The sequence below is a fragment of the Paenibacillus sp. FSL R7-0345 genome (genome assembly GCF_038595055.1).
Lineage (GTDB): Bacteria > Bacillota > Bacilli > Paenibacillales > Paenibacillaceae > Paenibacillus_AQ.
In genome coordinates this window covers 22,501-41,635 of record NZ_CP152002.1, presented here as the reverse complement: position 1 = coordinate 41,635, position 19,135 = coordinate 22,501, and the positions used below count along the sequence as shown (strand labels likewise).

At 50.0% G+C, this 19,135-nt stretch carries 22 protein-coding genes, 1 rRNA gene and 1 riboswitch (1 of these 24 cut by a window edge); of the genes, 2 read left to right on the top strand and 21 right to left on the bottom strand.

The window, feature by feature from the left end; all coding sequences use genetic code 11:
• Window positions 1–89: 89 nt before the first annotated feature.
• From ispE to NST84_RS00145, 9 genes are all read right to left on the bottom strand, one after another.
• Complete coding sequence (ispE, locus tag NST84_RS00185; protein ID WP_342563704.1) at window positions 90–944, bottom strand: 4-(cytidine 5'-diphospho)-2-C-methyl-D-erythritol kinase; 855 nt, start codon at window positions 942–944, stop codon at window positions 90–92.
• Window positions 945–1,109: 165 nt separating this feature from the next.
• Window positions 1,110–1,292 (bottom strand): small, acid-soluble spore protein, alpha/beta type, encoded by a 183-nt coding sequence (locus tag NST84_RS00180; RefSeq protein ID WP_342563703.1) that lies wholly within the window; start codon window positions 1,290–1,292, stop codon window positions 1,110–1,112.
• A gap of 148 nt (window positions 1,293–1,440) precedes the next feature.
• Window positions 1,441–1,716, bottom strand: coding sequence for a Veg family protein (locus tag NST84_RS00175; protein WP_342563702.1), 276 nt, complete (start codon window positions 1,714–1,716; stop codon window positions 1,441–1,443).
• A 268-nt stretch (window positions 1,717–1,984) separates the two neighbouring features.
• Window positions 1,985–2,896: a sporulation peptidase YabG gene (gene yabG, locus NST84_RS00170; RefSeq protein ID WP_342563701.1), complete on the bottom strand. Its 912-nt coding sequence runs from the start codon at window positions 2,894–2,896 to the stop codon at window positions 1,985–1,987.
• A 96-nt stretch (window positions 2,897–2,992) separates the two neighbouring features.
• On the bottom strand, window positions 2,993–3,877 hold the full coding sequence (rsmA, locus tag NST84_RS00165; RefSeq protein ID WP_342563700.1) for a 16S rRNA (adenine(1518)-N(6)/adenine(1519)-N(6))-dimethyltransferase RsmA: 885 nt from the start codon (window positions 3,875–3,877) through the stop codon (window positions 2,993–2,995).
• Window positions 3,874–4,425 carry a ribonuclease M5 gene (gene rnmV, locus NST84_RS00160; protein ID WP_342563699.1) on the bottom strand — a complete coding sequence of 184 codons (552 nt, stop codon included), beginning with the start codon at window positions 4,423–4,425 and terminating at the stop codon, window positions 3,874–3,876. The genes rsmA and rnmV overlap by 4 nt, the downstream gene beginning before the upstream one ends.
• A gap of 150 nt (window positions 4,426–4,575) precedes the next feature.
• A complete protein-coding gene (locus tag NST84_RS00155; RefSeq protein ID WP_342563698.1) occupies window positions 4,576–5,742 on the bottom strand; it encodes a G5 domain-containing protein in 1,167 nt (388 codons plus the stop codon).
• A gap of 291 nt (window positions 5,743–6,033) precedes the next feature.
• Window positions 6,034–6,263, bottom strand: a riboswitch (cyclic di-AMP (ydaO/yuaA leader).
• 198 nt (window positions 6,264–6,461) lie between these two features.
• Window positions 6,462–7,232, bottom strand: a complete 771-nt coding sequence (locus NST84_RS00150; protein WP_342563697.1) for a TatD family hydrolase — start codon at window positions 7,230–7,232, stop codon at window positions 6,462–6,464.
• A 54-nt stretch (window positions 7,233–7,286) separates the two neighbouring features.
• Window positions 7,287–8,570 carry an HD domain-containing protein gene (locus NST84_RS00145; protein ID WP_342563696.1) on the bottom strand — a complete coding sequence of 428 codons (1,284 nt, stop codon included), beginning with the start codon at window positions 8,568–8,570 and terminating at the stop codon, window positions 7,287–7,289.
• A gap of 307 nt (window positions 8,571–8,877) precedes the next feature.
• Between NST84_RS00145 and NST84_RS00140 the strand changes: the two genes are divergently transcribed.
• Window positions 8,878–9,132 (top strand): AbrB/MazE/SpoVT family DNA-binding domain-containing protein, encoded by a 255-nt coding sequence (locus tag NST84_RS00140; RefSeq protein ID WP_019914502.1) that lies wholly within the window; start codon window positions 8,878–8,880, stop codon window positions 9,130–9,132.
• 681 nt (window positions 9,133–9,813) lie between these two features.
• On the opposite strand, the gene rsmI is transcribed toward NST84_RS00140, so the two are convergent.
• From rsmI to NST84_RS00090, 10 genes are all read right to left on the bottom strand, one after another.
• Complete coding sequence (rsmI, locus tag NST84_RS00135; RefSeq protein WP_342563695.1) at window positions 9,814–10,725, bottom strand: 16S rRNA (cytidine(1402)-2'-O)-methyltransferase; 912 nt, start codon at window positions 10,723–10,725, stop codon at window positions 9,814–9,816.
• Window positions 10,722–11,498 (bottom strand): tRNA1(Val) (adenine(37)-N6)-methyltransferase, encoded by a 777-nt coding sequence (locus NST84_RS00130; protein ID WP_342563694.1) that lies wholly within the window; start codon window positions 11,496–11,498, stop codon window positions 10,722–10,724. The genes rsmI and NST84_RS00130 overlap by 4 nt, the downstream gene beginning before the upstream one ends.
• A gap of 67 nt (window positions 11,499–11,565) precedes the next feature.
• Entirely contained in the window at window positions 11,566–11,931 is a 366-nt protein-coding gene (locus NST84_RS00125; protein ID WP_342563693.1) for a DNA replication initiation control protein YabA, read from the bottom strand.
• Window positions 11,932–11,961: 30 nt separating this feature from the next.
• A complete protein-coding gene (locus NST84_RS00120) occupies window positions 11,962–12,762 on the bottom strand; it encodes a stage 0 sporulation family protein (protein ID WP_039868836.1) in 801 nt (266 codons plus the stop codon).
• A 143-nt stretch (window positions 12,763–12,905) separates the two neighbouring features.
• Window positions 12,906–13,880 carry a DNA polymerase III subunit delta' gene (gene holB / locus NST84_RS00115; RefSeq protein WP_342563692.1) on the bottom strand — a complete coding sequence of 325 codons (975 nt, stop codon included), beginning with the start codon at window positions 13,878–13,880 and terminating at the stop codon, window positions 12,906–12,908.
• Window positions 13,881–13,898: 18 nt separating this feature from the next.
• A complete protein-coding gene (locus tag NST84_RS00110) occupies window positions 13,899–14,342 on the bottom strand; it encodes a YaaR family protein (RefSeq protein WP_342563691.1) in 444 nt (147 codons plus the stop codon).
• A 24-nt stretch (window positions 14,343–14,366) separates the two neighbouring features.
• Window positions 14,367–14,696 (bottom strand): cyclic-di-AMP receptor, encoded by a 330-nt coding sequence (locus NST84_RS00105; protein ID WP_042171809.1) that lies wholly within the window; start codon window positions 14,694–14,696, stop codon window positions 14,367–14,369.
• 75 nt (window positions 14,697–14,771) lie between these two features.
• Window positions 14,772–15,413, bottom strand: a complete 642-nt coding sequence (tmk, locus tag NST84_RS00100; protein ID WP_342563690.1) for a dTMP kinase — start codon at window positions 15,411–15,413, stop codon at window positions 14,772–14,774.
• Window positions 15,414–17,195 (bottom strand): aminotransferase class I/II-fold pyridoxal phosphate-dependent enzyme, encoded by a 1,782-nt coding sequence (locus NST84_RS00095; protein WP_342563689.1) that lies wholly within the window; start codon window positions 17,193–17,195, stop codon window positions 15,414–15,416.
• 218 nt (window positions 17,196–17,413) lie between these two features.
• Window positions 17,414–17,599 (bottom strand): sigma factor G inhibitor Gin, encoded by a 186-nt coding sequence (locus NST84_RS00090; RefSeq protein ID WP_342563688.1) that lies wholly within the window; start codon window positions 17,597–17,599, stop codon window positions 17,414–17,416.
• 208 nt (window positions 17,600–17,807) lie between these two features.
• Between NST84_RS00090 and NST84_RS00085 the strand changes: the two genes are divergently transcribed.
• Complete coding sequence (locus NST84_RS00085; protein WP_342563687.1) at window positions 17,808–18,332, top strand: hypothetical protein; 525 nt, start codon at window positions 17,808–17,810, stop codon at window positions 18,330–18,332.
• Between the two features lie 105 nt (window positions 18,333–18,437).
• Here the strand turns inward: NST84_RS00085 and NST84_RS00080 are convergent, their stop codons facing one another.
• Both NST84_RS00080 and rrf read right to left on the bottom strand, forming a co-directional pair.
• Entirely contained in the window at window positions 18,438–18,683 is a 246-nt protein-coding gene (locus NST84_RS00080) for a hypothetical protein (RefSeq protein ID WP_342563686.1), read from the bottom strand.
• A gap of 434 nt (window positions 18,684–19,117) precedes the next feature.
• Window positions 19,118–19,135: ribosomal RNA gene (gene rrf / locus NST84_RS00075) — 5S ribosomal RNA — on the bottom strand (it continues 99 nt past the right edge of the window).

The following is a 19,135-nucleotide window of genomic DNA, read 5'->3' as shown; positions in this document are numbered from 1 at the left end:
TATTAAAAATAATATCATTTTTGTACGGAATTACACAAGAAAAAACGGACCTGCTGCCCTTTTGGGAAAAGGTTCCGTTTCTCCAAGCGTTAAGTCAGTGAGCGTACAGCGTATACTTCCTTGCAGAAGCCGCGCAACCCGTTATAAATTCTTGCAACCTTGGACTGCTTCGAAACCAGTCCAAATACCGTCGGCCCGCTGCCGGACATCAGCACCCCGTCAGCCCCGAGCTTCACCATGGCTTCCTTAAGCTGCTGAACCTCCGGATGCAGCTTCAGGGTTACATCCTCCAGCACATTGCCCAGCCCTGTGCATACTGCTCCAAAGTCCCCGGCTTCAATAGCCGCCTGCATCTGTGAGGCCGAAGGATGGACTTCGATCTGATTAGCCCGCACGCGTCCGTATACTTCGGCTGTGGAGACATTGATCGGAGGCTTGGCCAGAATCACCCAGCACTGCGGCGGGTTTGGGATCGGCGTCAGCTTCTCCCCCCGTCCGGTGGCCAGAGCCGTACCGCCTGTGACGCAGAACGGGACGTCTGAGCCAAGCTCTGCGCCAAGCTCCCGCAGCTCCTGCGCCGGGATGTTCAGGCGCCAGAGCCGGTTCAGGCCGCGCAGCGTAGCCGCGGCATCACTGCTGCCGCCGGCAAGGCCGGCAGCGACAGGAATTCTTTTGTCCAGATGGATATGTACTCCGCTTCTCACATTGTAGCGGTCTTTAATAAGCCTTGCTGCCTGAAAGGCGAGGTTCTTCTCATCAAGCGGTATATATCCGGCCTGGCTAGAGATGATAATGGAATCACGCTTCAGCTCCGAGAACTCCAGACGGTCCGCCAGATCAACCATTGTCATAATCATTTCAACTTCATGAAACCCGTCAGCACGCTTGCGAAGCACATCCAGCATCAAATTGATTTTGGCCGGTGCTTTCTCATACATTTTCAAGGCGTTCACCCACCCTCAACTTTTCCCGTAAAACAACTTAACATATTATATGAGAAACTTGTTATGAAGTCCATGATCAAAAGTCCTCACCTTTGCGATAAGCCAAAAAGAGGGCCCGCCGTACAGGCAGTTCCCCCTTCCCGGATCACATAAACAGGCTGCTGATTAAATATCGGATTTACGGGCGGCCTGCTCGGCAAGCTGGATCGCGCGCTTCACCATATTGCCGGCGTCCTTGGCCCGGATTCCGCCCCAGCCATCCTTTTCGACCGTGTCGTAGAAGCCAAGCTCCTTGGCCAGCTCCGTCTTCAGTTCCTCAGACATCATACCCCGTCTTCTGCGGCTCATCAGTAAGTCCTCCCTTACAATATCGGATAATAAGCAGATTGCCCTTATAGTATGCTGCTGCAGTGCGCTGCTCATTCCCGAATCCCCGGACTATTACTTTAGTGCCTCAAACAAAAACAGCCCCGCAAAGGGACTGTTCTGTAATGCGTTAAGCCTTAATATACACAATTTGCATCTGTCCATCATCTTCACAGACGGTGATTTCCACCGATTCAGTGAGGATGTCAGCATAGCTATAGGATACGCGCTTAAAGGTCTGCTGATCCTGATCCAGTTTGACAATAAAAACAGAAGGGTACGTTTCTTCCAGGACACCGGTGCGTTCAACGGTCTTACGGCGGCCACCGTTAGCCCGCAACGTAATCTTATGACCGACATGAGCTTCGAGACTGCGTTTAATTTCCAACAGCGCGTTATTAGCCATTGCCTGACGACCACCTCTTTCCTTGTCCCATTATACAACTTTTCACAAACTTTGTCAAAACAAATAATTAATTATAAATGATGCCAAAATAGTTGTCAAAGGAATTTTTTTGAGAGAATAAGGTGCTGATATAATTTAACTGTTATAAGCAATAATAGTTTTAGACTTGAAGAGGAATCTTTCTTTTATGGACATAAAAAAAGAAGAAGGATAGCCTCAGGCTTATCCTTCCCCGTACTGGTTCCGATCATTCTTCCCTTTTTGCAAATCACTGCTGCATGACTGAAGGCGTGACCTTCAGCGTAGACAGATTCTGCAGCCGCGGCATGCCGATTCTGAAGCTGCCCCGCGTCTCAATGCCGCCCATTCCCTTGCTGCCGCTAATAGTATGATTCAGCACATCTCCCAGGTTCACTGTCTCACGGACCGAGGTAAAAGCAGCCTTAGCCGCAATATAAACCGGATCAAGCGCGTGGATCAGTATTCTCCCCGGAGAGCTGGCAAAGTTGGCTCCTGTGCCGAGCAGCGCCTCAAAGTGGGACTGGCATGCTCCCGCCACAATCGTCAGGGCATCAAAATTACGTTCATACTCCCGGGCAGCCTGAATAGCCGCTACAAAGTTCTGCGAGTTTTTGTAGCTGTTCAGACTGTAAAGATCATAAGTATGCGATTGCTTGAGCACGCCGTCATGACCGGTGATAACCACAATATCCGGCCGGACCCGCGGCAGCAGCCGGTAAAGCGTTTCAGCCATCTTGGATTCATGCACATGATGCCCTTCAGCCGGAATCCGCAGCTGTTCATAAAGATTCAGGCTTTTCCGCAGGTACAGCTGATCTCCGTCCAGATGCAGCACCTTCCCAGGCACCTCAAAATAGGCTGTCTCCTTCGGCGACTGGGGCCAGGCAGCGGCACCGGCAGCGGTCTCCCCGCTGCGCTGGCTCTGTTCCTGCCGGTCCCTGCGCAGCTTGCTCAGTGACTCTGTAGCTTTAATCTGAGCCTGCTGGCCGCGTTCTGTGATACGAGTAGGCGGCACCTGAATCAGATCCTCCAAGGGGGAATCTGCTAGCAGACGAAAATCTGTGCCTTTGATGACCGCTGCATTCTGTACTATATTTTCTACCCGGAAAGTCACATCTCCGCCATATGATTTACGAACGACCAAGTCTCCTAAATTCATTACAACACCACCTCTACCCTCATCGTATGGGCAAAGGCCCCGGTTGGTTCATAAACCGGCCTATTTTCGTTTATGAGACTTTATCCGTTCACCTTGCTATTTAACTCCGGCAGCCAGCAATACCGCGCTCAGCCGCGCATATTCAGCGATGCTCAGCGTCTCCCCGCGGCGCACAGGCTCAATGCCGGCTTCAGCAAGCAGCGCCTCCAGGCGTTCACGCCCTTCGCCAGGGAAAAAACGGGCTTTCAAATTGTTGGCGATAGTCTTGCGGCGCTGTGTAAAGGCAGCCTGGACCACCTCAAAGAAATGCTTCTCATCAGCTACCTCAACCGGAGGCTGCTCACGCACCTTCAGGCGGATGACCGCAGATTCAACATTAGGCTGGGGGATAAACACTGTGCGCGGCACAATGCAGACCAGCTCCGGCTCGCTGTAGTATTGGACTGCTATGCTCAGGCTGCCGTACTCCTTGCCGCCCGGGGAGGCCGCCATACGCTCAGCAACCTCCTTCTGAATCATGACAACGATATTATCAAGCGGCAGCTTCTCTTCCAGCAGCTTCATGAGAATCGGTGTAGTCACATAATAAGGCAGGTTAGCTACAACACTTACCTTGTCAACCGCGGCGAAATCCTCAGCAAACAGCTCCTGCAGATTAACCTTGAGTACATCATCATTGCGTACCTTAACATGCGGATAGTCCGCCAGTACATCACGGAGGATCGGGATCAGCCTGCGGTCAATTTCCACCGCTGTGACAGCGCCTGCCTCCAGGGCAAGCCGTTCCGTTAGCGCCCCGATTCCCGGTCCGATCTCAAGCGCTCCTGAGGAGGCGGTCAGTCCGGCCGCCTCGACGATTTTATCGAGTATGTTCTGGTCAATCAGAAAGTTCTGCCCCAGGCTTTTTTTAAACGAAAATCCGTACCGCTGGATAATTTCCTTCGTCCGTGTCGGGGACGAGATGTGATCATGTCCGCTCATATCGTAATGCCTCCCTGTTCAATTTGCGCGAGGGCTGCCTGAAACTCCTCCCGGGTAATCCCAAACACCGCCAACCGCTTGTACAACTGCTTGCCATTGCAGTAGCCGATGCCAAGCGCATTGCCAAGCGCCATTCTCCGCTCAGCCGCTCTGGGATGCACCAGCATTCCTGCGGCCATAAGCTCGTCCAGCCCGATTAGCGCAGGCGCTCCCTCAAAAGAGGTATGCACATTGGCCAGCGCATGCCGGATCGCTTCCGGCGATGCATTTTCCACGCCAATGTCGCCTTTGCGGGTTGCATCCTTCTCAGGAATAAAGGCATGCTTGCAGCCCGGCACCTTGGACGAGACAATCTTGCGTATCCGTTCACCGGCATGGTCGGGATCGGTAAGGATGATTACCCCTCTGCGTTCCATTGCCAGCGCAATCTTGGCAATTACCTTGCGGTCCACTGCTGAACCGCCCGTCTCTATCGTATCGGCCTCCACCGCCCGTTTAACGGCAACCGTATCGCTTTTGCCTTCCACTACAATTAATTCCTTGATCATATATATATGCTCCTTCCCTTACAACACAAAAAGAAGAGGATTCGCTCCTCTTCTTTTTGGCTAAAGAATGTATAAGTGATGAGCTAGCCCGTTCATAAAGTGCTATCCCCACTATATCTTATAAACCGCTAATTTGCAAAAGACGTGGCCTTAATTCAGCTCCGGCTTCACTGGTCCAATGACGTATACCGTCCGGGACTTCCGTCCGAAATTACGGGCGTGGCTTAGTGAATCGTAGTAGACATCGATCTTGTTGCCTTTAATGGCACCGCCTGTATCCTCTGCACGGCGGAATCCCAATCCCTCAATGTACACCCACCAGCCGATAGGTATTACATCCGGATCTACAGCAATGGTACGGCCTTCAGTTACGCGTGTTCCAGAAGCCGTCTTGGTTCCAATACCGGGCTCTTCTGAAGAGTAAGCCGTCATCGAAACATTCTTGATCATTCTCTTGTACTCAAAGTCTACGCCTGCCTTATGCGCGACGTTCGTTGTTGCTGCTACTTTTTTAGCAGAGCTGGAGGTAGTTGTTTTGGTTTGGGTTGGGGTTGTTGCTGCAGCAACAACAGGTGTCGGAAGCTTCTTGGTACCAACGGCAATAATCTTGTCTTTGGTCACAGTCTGCACTTCCTTGCCGATCATGGTCTTGGAGACCAGTTCACCATCCTGATAGATCTTCTGGTAATGCTGGATGATGGCGCCCGGCTTGCCTGCCTGTGCAACTCTTACGTCTCCCTTATACAGGGAAGGATCTGCGGTTTTGATGACTTTGAAAGGCAAGCTTACTGTCTGCTGTACCGTTTGTTTGGTAATACGGACAATCTTGACTTTCATGTCAGATGTAACTGCGGTATCTAGCGAAGGGAAAATCTTGTCGTCGCCATCCAGACTGTAGCCCAGCTTGGATATGGCATCCCCGAGCGATTCCTCGGTGGTGTACAGCGTCTTAGTTGCGCCGTCTGCAGTAAGCGTAAGCTTCTGCGCACGGGTAATCGTAACACGGTCGCCGTCCTGTATTTCATCGCTAAGGCCTATGGATACTTGGTCATGCGCTGTAAGGCTAATCTGTTCCTTAGCCAGCACGTCGCTGAGCAGCGATTCACGCGTTTCAAGCGTACGCACTTCTCCGTCTATTACTAAGTTAATTACTTTATTGCCTTGGCCGTGTACGTACAGCAGAATTAACAGCGCGATAACAATCGATACCGCACCTGCAAGTGAAAGTACGCGAGGATTCACCTGCTTTAACCGTAATGCGAAAGACCTGCTGGATGATTGCGAATCATGGGATACTTCTGGTTGGAATACGCCCATTCTCTCCATCCTCCTTACATAGCCCCGTCGTCCAAATAGTATATCAAAGTTGACTGAATCATATCTGACGAAACTAGGTTTGAGATTGCAACAGGATACGCCCGCATAACTTCAGCGTTTCCTGCTCATGGATCGCCTGCCCGGCATAAGAACTCCCACAACCTGTTATATAACAGTATGCTGGGGACAGCCGCATTATTCATAACAAAAAAAGCCAAAAAGAGTTCTATAGAGGACTCTTTCGTGGCTTCTCCGGGTGTTAGAATACGCGGGAATGTTTATGCACGAGGTTTCCTCTCTTACTTGCGCTTACGGGGTTAGCTGTCGGGTTCGGGCATAAGAGAGACGCCCTATCTCAGGTCACCCGCTCACGGCGGTTGCCCTCAAATTCACCCCAAAGACCACGTGAAGAAATCAAATAATGTCTGCGGCACATCTTGTGTTGTACTCTATGTACGCCCATGCGGCAGTGCAATATTGGTTCCCCCGTTCTCCATACGGAGACTCAGCGAGACGATCCATGAATCAGTGACTGTCACAGTAACAACAGCTCACTGCACTGAAAAGATGATATCCTGTTTTGATGCATGTTGTAAAGGACGGTTCAACCACGTTTACGCAAAAAAATGATTAAAATATTGTAATATTCGTCCATTTTAAGATTAAAATGATTTAATATATCGGTTATACTTCTTTTTTCACCGGTTTTCCTCCCGATTTCAGACAATCCCAAATCGTACCAGTGCGTTCGCATACGTAATTTCCGCTAATTCCTGTAAATCAATCCCTTTTATTTCCGCCGCTGCTTCTGCAACTAATTTAACATAACTGCTCTCATTCCGCTTGCCTCTGAAGGGGTGTGGAGTCAGATAGGGGGAGTCTGTTTCGATCAGCAGGCGGTCCAGCGGCGTCTTCGCCAGCACCTCTTTGGGCACCCTGGCGTTCTTGAATGTGATTGGCCCGCCGAAGCCCAGATGAAAGTCCAGGTCGAGACACATTTTTGCCGTTTCCCAGCTGCCTGAGAAAGAGTGCATAACCCCGCCCACTTCATTTGCCTTCTCTTCCCGCAAAATCCTTACTACGTCCTCATGGGCATCACGGTTATGAATACAGATTGGCATGTTCAGCTCCCGGGCCAGCCCGATCTGCTTGCGGAGTACTTTATGCTGTACCTCTTTCGGAGAAGTATCCCAGTAATAATCCAGACCGATTTCCCCGATGGCAACCACCTTCGGATGACTGCACAGCGAAGCGATCCATTCCAGATCCCCCTCCATCATGTCAATAGCATCAACCGGATGCCAGCCGACAGCTGCATAAATATAATCATAGGTCTCGGCCAGCTTCATGGTTGTGGGGATGGTTTCCCGGTTAAAACCGATATTGATCATCTTTGTTACTCCGGCCTCCCTTGCCCGGGAGATCACTTCCTCGCGGTCTTCATCAAATTGTGGAGCATCCAGATGGGTATGTGTGTCAAATAGTCGCATAGTGCAGCTTCCTTTCTTTCTTCATTTCTATGATGAATGCCAACTTTTTTTGTATTATTTTGCAAAAATCTCGGCCACTGACGTTGGCAGCTGCGCAAGTGCCTTATTCAGCTTGTCCTGCGGGAAATACAAGTGGTATCTGCCGCGGTGAATTCCGCTGATAGAGCGTACAATATCGGAAACCTCGGAGATTTCCTTCAGCCTGTCATGGCGGTCCAGCAGCAGAATCTGTTTACTGTCGAAAGCATCTCCCGGACGGAATACATCATAGGGAAGATCTGTCGGAAAATCAATTTCAAGGTCGTATTCTGCATTCAGCCCGGCTGCGGCAAAGCTGCGGCGGATTTCGTCAATTCTCTCCGCGTCCAGGTTCTCGATCTCTACATATTTATACAGTTTACGGTGTATAAACCGGCAGCACAAGTCGCTCAGCAGCTCATCCTGCTCCAGTGTCCACTGCATAAAGACCGTCTGAATCATAGCTTCATCCATTAGTAGATACTGCTGGACCGTTACCTCACCCCTGAACAAATCCTTTAAAGGCTCAATCATGAACCCGAATGCGTACCCGCTCTCAAAAAGCTCCTTAGCCCTGCGGAAAATCTGCCGCAAAATAATTTCCGAGCTCCGTGTCACCGGATGGAAATAAACCTGCCAGTACATCTGGTACCGGGACATCAGATAATCTTCTATAGCATGCATGCCTGATTCTTTGACCACAACCCTGCCATTATAAGGGCGGAGCATTCTGAGGATCCGGTCGATATCAATAGTACCGTAGTTAACTCCGGTATAGTGGGCATCACGGAGCAGATAATCCATCCGGTCCGCATCAAGCGGTCCCGACACCAGATTTACTACAATTTCGTGCTCATAAGTTTTGGAGATGACAGAAGCGACCTTCTCGGGAAAATCCTCAGCTACCTCACGCAGAATTGCGGTAATCTCTGTATCCTCCAGAATGATCCGGCAAGTCCAGTCCTCATGGTTCATTTCAAAAGCTTCTTCTATGGAATGGGAGAACGGTCCATGCCCCACATCATGCAGCAGAGCTGCACATAGGGTCAGCAGATTCTCTTCAGGCATCCAGTCCTTATAACCGCTCCGTTCAAATTGCGAAATAATCCGCCGCGTAATTTCATATACCCCCAGCGAGTGCGAGAACCGGCTGTGCTCTGCACCATGGAAAGTGAGGTAGGAGGTGCCGAGCTGGCGGATCCGCCGCAGACGCTGAAACTCCTTCGTATTAATCAACCGCCAGATAATGGTTTCCTGTACGTGGACATAATTATGAACCGGGTCCTTAAAAACCTTCTCCTCTGACAACAGTTGTTTCATGGAATCAGCTCCTTTAGCTTAATTTTTATTAGTAATTCATTGGTATTACGTCTATAATAAAGAACTATGTCATAGTTTGTCGAATTATGGTATTTGAGCCGTCCATAAATCGACACTCCATTTTTATGCACTTTTCCGTGAAACCGGGATAACCGCAGGGGTTATAAAAGTTTTCTTTAAAATATTCCCTAAAATTAGTTTCAAAAAAGGTTGACTGTTTTGGGAATGGTTGGTATTATAAATATCATAAAACGGTGAACAATGTCGAATAATGACGCTTTGGAACTTTGAGAGGAGCAAGATTGCAATGATGAAATCAACAGGAATTGTAAGAAAAGTAGACGAGCTTGGACGGGTTGTTATTCCGATCGAATTGCGCCGTACTCTGGGCATTGGAGAAAAAGATGCGCTCGAAATTTACGTGGACGGTGAGCGGATCATGCTGAAAAAGTACGAGCCTGCGTGCATTTTCTGCGGCAATGCTGAGAACGTTACTTACTTCAAAGGAAAAATTGTTTGTCACGAATGCATTTCTGCTATCCCTACCCCTGTGACAAATTAAATCAAATCGGTTATAATAAGAACTAATCCAATTGTTAATTCTAACCTTTTTATATCTCCTTGGCCTCCCGTAAATGCGGGAGGTATTTTTTTTCGTTTATGACGGGGGCTTCCTGGCGGGGGCTTCCCCCGTTATCCCCCTTTATTTTGACTTCATCTAAAACTTTAAGCCAAGATGATTAAACCAGAATAAAAAAGTTAATTTTTTTCCTACCCTCCCAAACCCTCCCTGACAGGGAGGGCCCCAAAGGGCCCCGGCCCTCTTTCGGGCAAGCCCTCAGGGCCTTGTTATGCGAGTGACTCCCTGATAGGCAATTTGCCTATTAGGGCTGCGCAGGGCGCTCTCGTGATACGGATGAGGAGACACGCGTTCTCCCTGCGGGAATCGCTTACTGTGGTGGAATAGCTGTAGTCTAAACAGTTAAATTATCCCATATAGAATGGTAAATATTTTTAAATGCATTTTATACACTTATATCCATAATAAACCTCACCATTGAGTAATTCCCTTAATTATAAATGTATAAATTACATTTATATCTAATAAAAGGAACTATTTGTGCCGAATAGATGTACAAAATACAATTATTTCTGTAATTAATCTGATCACAGCAGCATATTTGGAGTTTTGTAGCTTCATTATAGAAGAGCATTAAACTGGACTCTTACGCTCTGCTCCCTCTCACTCCTGCTCCAGCAAGGCATTATAAATATCCCGTTTAGCCAGACCGCGGTCAGAGGCTGCTTTTTTCATGGCATCCTTACGGGTCAGGCCGGATGTTTCGTAGTGGGCAACATGCTGCTCTATACTAAGCTCACGCCACCATAAGGATTCGGCTAGTTCTGCTTCCTCTTTGCTTTCTCCCTCCACCACGATGACATATTCGCCAAGCGGCGGATGCTCTGACAGCCAGGTGATGCACTCCTCGATTGTACCGCGCAGAAATTCCTCATAGCGCTTGGTCAGCTCGCGGGCCAGGACGACACGGCGGTTGCCGAAAGCCTCCTGCAGGTGAGCCAGCGTCTTGGCTACCCGGTGCGGGGATTCGTAGAAGAGCAAAGTACTCTGCTCTGTACGCAGGCCGGTTAATACGGTGCGGATATCTTTGCGCTCACGCGGAAGGAATCCAATGAAGGTAAAGCTTGCGGTCGGCAGGCCGGAGGCAATTAAAGCTGACAACGCAGCGTTAGCTCCCGGAATCGGAATGACCGGAATTCCATGGCTGACAGCAAGTGCAACCAGGTCTGCACCGGGGTCGGATATGGCCGGCAGGCCGGCGTCGCTGACTAGTGCCAGATTTTTACCTTCTATTATATAGCGTATTAATTCAGGGCCGCTGGCTGCCTTGTTATGCTCATGATAACTGAACAGCATAGAGGGTGTTATTTCAAAATGACTCAGCAGCTTGCGCGTCTGTCTCGTATCCTCGGCGGCAATAATATCGCATTCCTGAAGCGTACGTACTGCACGGTAGGTCATGTCCTCCAAATTTCCGATTGGTGTAGCCACCAGATAGAGGCATCCGCTTCCTTCAGGCGCAGCAGTACCGGCTTCCGAATTTTTTTGAAAACTGCTCTGGCATTGTATGGTCATTGGCTGTTATCCTTTTTGTTTCCATAATAGATGTCCATGATTTCCGGACAATATTGATTGTCATCATTATATACGATGAGCGGCGGTTGTAAACGCACCTCAGGCTTGCCGTCGCGTGCCGCTTCAATTAATACCATATTGGCCTCCAAATGGGCGCGCGGGTGAACAAAACGGATCAGCTTGGGCTCCAGTCTGTTTTGTCTCATTAAACTGATGATGTCCACCAGCCGCTGCGGTTTATGCACCATGCTGACTTTGCCGCCGGTACGTACCAGCCGGACGCAGGCCTGAATGACCTCCTCCAGTGTACAGCCGATCTCATGCCGGGCCATCGCCTGATGCGTATTTAGCTTGAGATCGCTTCCGTTAAGCGGCATATACGGCGGGTTGACCGTTATAGCATCATAAACACCATAACCGGCTATGTTATGCAGTTCACGTAAATCCCCTTCATGAATCGTTACCCGCTCCTGCAGGCCGTTCATAGCTACACTGCGCCGGGCCATATCCGCCAGCCGGGGCTGAATTTCAATTCCTTCTATAGAAGCATTGGTCCGTGTAGTCATTAGTATAGGAATAACACCGTTACCAGTGCACAGATCCAGTACTCTTCCCCTTGGCGGAATACCCGCAAACCTGGCCAGCAATACAGCATCCATCGAAAAGCTGAATACCTCATCACTTTGAATAATCTGCAGGTCGTGAGTCAGTAGATCATCGATCCGTTCCGAAGAATGCAAGGGAACAGATTGTTTATTAAAGGAATTTGTCATCATTATCTCCTAAAGTGTCTAAATTCAAAAAAAACCGTAGGCGTAAATCCCCTACGGCTGGATATCCTCATTTATTAAGAAAAGAAAGACAGAACAGACAGTCACCCTCTGTGCGCAAATGCCCGAAATAGACATTGCAGATGTGAAAGCCTTCATGGTACAACCGGGCCAGGTTATCATAACCTTCCCCGACGACCTCCTCTGCTCCTTCAGCAGCAGCCAGTAGTGCTTCTGCTTCAGCTGTGTCCACGGCCGGATCCAAAGGTGCTTCCCTTTTCAGTATCTTGCGGAGCTGTTCATTTTCCAGACTGAGCCTTTGATTGGCTTCCATCAATTCCTTAACCGTCTGTTTCCAATCTCCGAGAGAAGCGCGCATCGTTTCCATCTGCGCTTCCATCTCCTGCATGTGTGCAAATATATTTATCTTCTCCAAGTTTCCACCCCGAAAGTAACCTTATATGGTTTACTTGACGACAACATCATCCATTGGAAGTTCCTTAACTTTGCCCACTTCGAACAGCTGTACATGAACCGTACGGCTTCCGGCATTAATTCCTACTACCTTGCCTTCTCCCAGTGAGGTTACGACAAGCTTGCCTACTGCCGGCATTTCTTCCTTCGTGCTTTCGTAATTATCATGCTCAAACTTCAGGCAGCACATCAGCCTTCCACATAAACCGGAAATCTTCGTCGGGTTCAGCGAAAGATTCTGATCCTTGGCCATCTTAATCGATACCGGTTCAAAATCACCCAGCCAGGAGGAGCAGCATAATACCCGCCCGCAAGGCCCCAGTCCGCCCAGCATTTTCGCTTCATCACGTACACCAATCTGCCGCAGCTCGATCCGGGTCCGGAAGATACTTGCCAGATCCTTAACCAATTCACGGAAGTCGACGCGTCCTTCAGCAGTAAAATAAAAAATAATCTTATTGCGGTCAAATGTGAACTCTACATCCACCAGCTTCATTTTCAGGCCATGATCGCGGATTTTATTTAAACAGGTGTTAAAAGCATCCTTTGCTGCACCCTTGTTCTCTTCCACCACACGGGCGTCGGTTTCACCGGCGATCCGCATGACCTTTTTGAGAGGCAATACAACATCGGCTTCCTGCACCTCTTTTTTGCCAACGACAACCTTACCGTATTCAACCCCGCGTGCCGTCTCCACAATAACGCATTGATCACGTTCAATCGGAAAATCCAGCGGATCGAAATAATATATTTTACCCGCTTTTTTAAAGCGGACGCCTACTACGCTGTACAAAAATTAACCCCCTTGTTTGCCGGTAAAAGGAACCCATTAAGCAAATCCGCTCCCTGGTGATCTATGCTTGTCCTTCCTCATCCGTTAAACCTTTACTTCCAGGCTGAAGCGTTGATCCGGAGGATTATATTATAACTAAGTCTTTAGCCTTCCAGTCGGATTAGAAACTGCTCCAGACAGAGAGCACTGTTGGCATTGGAACGGAGCTTGCGCTTACTCTCCGCTGCGGATTCCATATAAGCAACCCACTGCTCAGTGCTCCGCTCGCGGGCATGTCTGGAAATAAAGTCTAACTGATCTATGAAAACGATACTTTCGTGTCTGCGGTACAGGAAGTAGAGCATATCTTTAAACCAAAGGTGGAACATGCTGAACAGAGTATCCAAATGTTCCCCGAGCCCGGTCTTGGTCAGCTTCTGCCCGGCAGTTGCCACTGCAGTGCTGCCTTTGCCCATAGACTCCTTTGCTAATTGTAACACTAGATTTCTCATTTCTGCAAACCAATTCTGTGCCAAAAGTTCCCTGCAGCCATCAAGTCCGGAAGTGAGCGAAACCGCACACCTTGCCAGCGCTACCGGAACTCCTTCATCGGCCAAAGCCTGAAGCATGATATCCGGATGCAGCGGGCTGAACGGAATACGCTGGGTTCTGGACTGTATCGTCGGCAGCAGGGAACTGCTATTATCGGAAATTAGAATGCCCACTGCCGGTGCAGGAGGCTCTTCCAGAAATTTAAGCAGGCTGTTGGCGGCTTGCACCGTCATTTTGTCTGCTCCTTCTATAATATAAACCTTCGGGTTAACTCCTTCTGAACGGTAAGAGAACACGCGCTGCAGTTCACGGATCTGATCGATCTTAATGCTTGCCCCGTCAGGCTTCAGCAGCGTAAGATCAGGATGGTTTCCATGCTCCACCTTGCGGCACTCCAGGCATTCCCCGCAGGCATCGTCCTTAAGCTTGGTACAAAATATGGCCTGGGCAAACATCAGCGCCGTCTTCATCTGCCCGCTGCCGGCAGAGCCGGTGAACAGGTAGGCATGACTGACGGCATCCTTACGGAGCGCGTTTTGAAGCAGGCGCTTTGCATCGTCCTGGCCTAATATATCATGAAAAGGCATAAATTCCTCCAACTTCTTTTAAAAAGACAGATTAATCAGCATTCCGCGGATCTCTCCGACCCGTCCAAGCAGATCAACCCGGCCCTGCTCGCTTTCCAGCAGTTCATCTGCAAGATTAAGCAGGGCCGCATCGATTTCTTCCAGCAGCTTGTAGCGTTTCCCCCGGCCCCGCCGGTCCCAGCCTTTGGTTTCTTTAAGAATGACACCGCGCCGCGCCGTCTCTTCCAGAAACCGCTTGATCATATTTTTATATATAGCGAGCTCACGCACCGTCATGGATTTGGCCAGCCGGTCACCCTGCTGCTGAATATCCTTAATTTGGCGGTTCAGCTCATCCAGAGTCTTCTGCTCTCCCTGCTGCTGAAACACGTCATTAAAGCTTTTCTGCTGAACAGGTCTGCGCTCTGCATCAGCATTTGGCATCTCACTTTTCAGGGGCCTGTAGCCCGGATTGATTTTCAAAGGTATCTACCGCCCTTATTATGCTCAATAATGCTCAAAACGATCGACCGGAAGGACAAACACAGTAGCCCCGCCCACCTGTACTTCCACTGGTAGCGGCAGATAAGAATCCGTTGTTCCGCTCATTGGAGTGACCGGAGTGACGAGCTGTTCGCGCACCTTGCAGCTATTGCGGATTACACCGAGTACCGCATCTACCTGGGAGTCGTCTACCCCAATCAGGAATGTTGTATTTCCTGCCCGCAGAAACCCGCCGGTACTGGCCAGCTTGGTGGCGCGGAAATTGGCTTTGACGAGTTCGCTGGACAGCCGGTTGCTGTCTTTATCCTGGATAATTGCAATGATTAGATTCATCTCGCATTCCTCCTAAAGGTTTGGTCAAAACTTGTTTTTGCAGCAGTATACATACAGTACTATTTGACACTTATCTTAAAAATCCTTTAATATACGCTCTTTCAGCGTACGGACGATATCCTGCTCGACCAGATGAACCGGACGGTTCGCATCAAGTACAACGACACGCTCCGGATCGGACTGCACCACCTGCTGATAGCCCTCGCGAACCTTCTGGTGGAAGGCCAAATTCTCCAGATCAAGCCGGTTAACCTCACGGTCCTGGTTGGCAGCAATTCTTGCTAATCCCACTTCCGGATCTACATCAAGATAAAAGGTAAGGTCCGGCTTCAAGCCGCCTGTAGCAAAATCATTTATACTCTGCACATTTCCGATACCAAGTCCTCTGGCATACCCCTGATAAACGAGGCTGCTGTCGACAAAACGGTCACAAAGTACAGTAAGTCCCTGCTGGAGTGCGGGCTCGACCACCTCCGCCAAATGCTGGCTTCTTGCCGCCGCATACAGCAGCGCTTCCGTCCGCGAATCCATCGCTGTATGGGCAGGATCGAGGATGATAGAGCGGATCTTTTCGGCAATCTCAATGCCCCCAGGCTCCCTCGTAATGATATATGGCATGGAATGATTCTGCAGATAAGCCGCTACTCTGCCCAGTACCGTAGTTTTCCCCGCTCCATCGCCTCCCTCCAAAGTAATGAAAAAGCCTTCACGTCCCACTTATACTTCTCCGCCCTTCTGATTGTTGTAAACCGCAATATACTGTAATGCCGGATCACTGCAGGCCTGAAACTTGGCTCCGCCCGCTCTGAGCACCTCCAGCCTCCTGTATACTGCTTCATTTATTACCTCTCCCGGATACAAAAGCGGAATTCCAGGCGGATAAGGAATCACCATCTCCGCCGCTGTCCTCCCTACACTATATTCGAGAGGTATACTTTCGGTTTCTGCTGCTGATACAGGCTTTAGACTAAACCTTACCGGCTGTGAAAAAATCGGACCCGTGAAAATGTTCCACGTGGAAATATCCGGCGGCTGAGCAGATGCTGTATAGAAGCGGGCATCTACAGGAGGTTCAGCCTGATTATGAATGGGTGAGGCTTCTGCCAGGTCAGCGCCGGGTTGGGCTGGCTTCGCTTCTGTCAGATCAATACCTGGTAAGGCTGGCTTGTCCTTTGCCAGATCAATACCTGGTAAGGCTGGCTTGTCCTTTGCCAGGTCAGCGCCGGGTTGGGCTGGCTTCGCTTCTGCCTGTTCAAGACCAAGCGGGGCTGCCGCGGGTGCCCCGGCAGCTATGCCGCGCAGCACATCCAGCAGCGCGGCGGCCTCCTCAGCCTTCGAGCCGAGGCTGAAGGCCAGCACTACGTGCCGGTCGTCGCTCATCTCCGGCACGATGCCCTTCTCTTCGAGCCTGCGCTGCAGCTCGAAGCCCCCCAGGACCCCGGCGGCGTCATAAATGACCGCCTTAAAGGGGTCCTGGGTCGTGTACGCCGCCCCGCTGGCTGGCGGCGTGCCTGCTCCGGCGGCTGTGCCCGCGCCGCCGGGGGTCTGCTGCTGCGCCGCAGGCTGCAGCAGCTTAAAGCGCGGCAGCTCCGCCAGGCCGCGCTTTAGCACGTCCACGGCGGCAAGCCCTGCCGTGAAGGCCCCGGCGCGCCCGGTGTGCACCAGCCGCCGGGCCAGATCGAGCGAAGCCATCAGCGGATACGATGGGCTGGAGCTCTGGACCATGGCCAGCCGCTGCCGCAGCAGCGTGCGGTCAAGGCGCGGCCCCTGTACATGCAGCATGGCACCCATGGTCAGTGCCGGCAGCATCTTGTGCGTGGACTGCACCACGCCGTCCGCGCCGCAGGCCAGCGCCCCGGCCGGCAGCGCCGGGTGCTGCCCGTAATGCGCCCCGTGCGCCTCGTCGACCAGCAGCGGAACGCTGTGGTCATGGCAGATGCGCGCGAGGGGTGCCAGGTCTGTTCCCATGCCGTAGTAATTCGGCATGGTCACCAGCACAGCGGCGGCTTCGGGGTAGGCTGCGAGAGCAGCCTGAACCGCCTCAGCCGCCGGTGCCACCGCAAGCCCGCTGTCATCATCCAGCTGCGGCTCCACAAAAACAGCATTCACACCGGCCAGCATCAGCCCGTGTACCACCGACTTGTGGACATTACGCTGCAGAATCAGCGTCATTCCCGGTTCAGGACACACGGTCAGAATGAGTGCCAGATTACCGGCTGTACTGCCGCCAACCAGCAAAAAGCTCTCCTCCGCCCCAAAGCAATCCGCTGCCAGCTCCTGCGCCTCCTGAATAACACCCTCAGGATGATGAAGATCATCAGTCCCGGTAATTTCAGTAACATCGTACCTCATCATTTCACCAAGATAGCCTGCCCCTCCACTGGTGCTATAAGCGTTGCCATTCTTGTGGCCGGGCACGTGATAAGATATATTACCCTTAAGTCTATATTGTTCCAGCATTTCATATATAGGCGCCCTGCCAGGCTGTAACTTGTCCATGTTTATATATCCTTCCCTGGGGGTTACCTCTATTTTAACGCAAATGCGGCCAAACGCCTATAAAACCGTAGAAAACCCTCTGCTGCACAACAAAACGGCTCCTCCGCACCAATACAGAACGGGGAAGCCGTTATACGATTTGCCTGATATACAGCCACTGCGACACAACTTCACCGCCCGCTCTTTTTACGCCGTTGTTGTAAGCTATACCGTCCGGTCTATGCGTTCTTTTGCAGTCCGATTTTTTTCATCCGGCCAATGAAAAAACGGTACTTGATATCCTCAGCATCGGTACGCACCATCTCGCTCTCGCAATCCTCACATATAAAATGCGAGACAATTACAATCCCTTCCTGCTTCAGCTGCCCGCAAATAATGCAGGAATGTTCGATTTGCTGTTCCATTACCATCCCACCTTGACTCTTTTAAGAACAGTATGTTACACCTTCTATCATTTTAAACCTTTTCATAGTTTTTTCCTATCCTGCCCTGCCCAAAATATATATATTCTGTGATAAACCAAACGGTGATTAGCTGCCCAGATTTAACAAAATGCCTGATTCATCCGATATTATTAACATGAGTATCTACGAGGAGGCCTGAAATTTCGCTATGGAATCCAACACCAAAGGCGCAGCAACATTCTATCAATACAAGCTTATCAAAAAAATAAATCTGACAATTACAAAGCTGCGCATATATTACCTGCTTCCTCTGGTATTTCTGGTACTGGAGACTGTATTCCTCTCCTGGTGGAGCTTTCTGTATATGCTGATTGCTGCCCCTGTTATCTTATGGATCCAGTATGTCATTTCACGCTCGGTCCTGCTTATTACCGGCCACCCAATCGCAAAACGCTGGAAGATTTCCCTCCGCCTCCCCTGGTTAGGATATATGCCCGAGCAGTATATAAGCTATGATATCTTCCGTAAGGTACAGCTGCACAACTTATGGATTGGACTTTCGGTTACTGCGCTCTTTATTGTATGGGTACCTGCTGCCTTTACAGCTTCGCTGGCAGTCTGCCATTTCTGGCTGCTTCTGCCCCGCCTATACACCCTGTTAATGCTTCGCCGCAGCGATAAAAGCGGGATGCTTAAATTCAGCCCTGCAGATGCCTCCTATTATGCTCAGTAATTCCAAACAGCCATACATACCACATCACCGGCAGAGTGGAGCATGCTTAAATGCCATTGACCTGTCAAAAGATAATAAACGCCGTCCAATATGGACGGCGTTTATCTATTTGCTCTTAAGCCCTTTAATGGCTACCTTTTTTTCCTTGGGAATCATGACTATAAAATAACCGTCATGTACAGTTAGATGTACAATCAGACCTTCCCTTTGAAAGACCCGGGAATTACCGGAATCCTCATCCCCCTTTTGTTCCTTCCAGCCCCAGGCCTCTATTGCCTCCAGATATGGATCAGGCAGACCCTCCTTCTCCCTAAGCCCGGATAAAGAGTATCGTACATAGTCCATAGCCACATTTGTAGTCGTCCGGTCTGGAGAGCTTGCCTCCTTGGGTACAGGAAAACTCTTTTCATTTAAAGCTCCTTCAAAGCTATCCCAGTTAGGCTCTTTAGAGCTACAACCAATCATCGCAACACTCAATATACAAACAATGAATAATATCCATAAGTGCCGGTTCAACTTCATACCTTAAATCCTCCTTACAACCGCCATGCATCAAAAGACACAGGAAAATTCTACGTTAGAATTTATCAGTAGTTCATTCGTATTAAGGGCAATGCTTAATATTTGCACATTACTATTATACTTGGATAGACCATATCGTCGGTAACAAAAATGTCACTCAATTGAAAGCGTTTCATTACAAAATATTCTCTTTATCCTTGCTTCTTTTGTCTAGTAAAACAACAAAAAAAGTCATTGTCGATTGCTCAACAATGACTTCGTGTGCTTGGCGGCGTCCTACT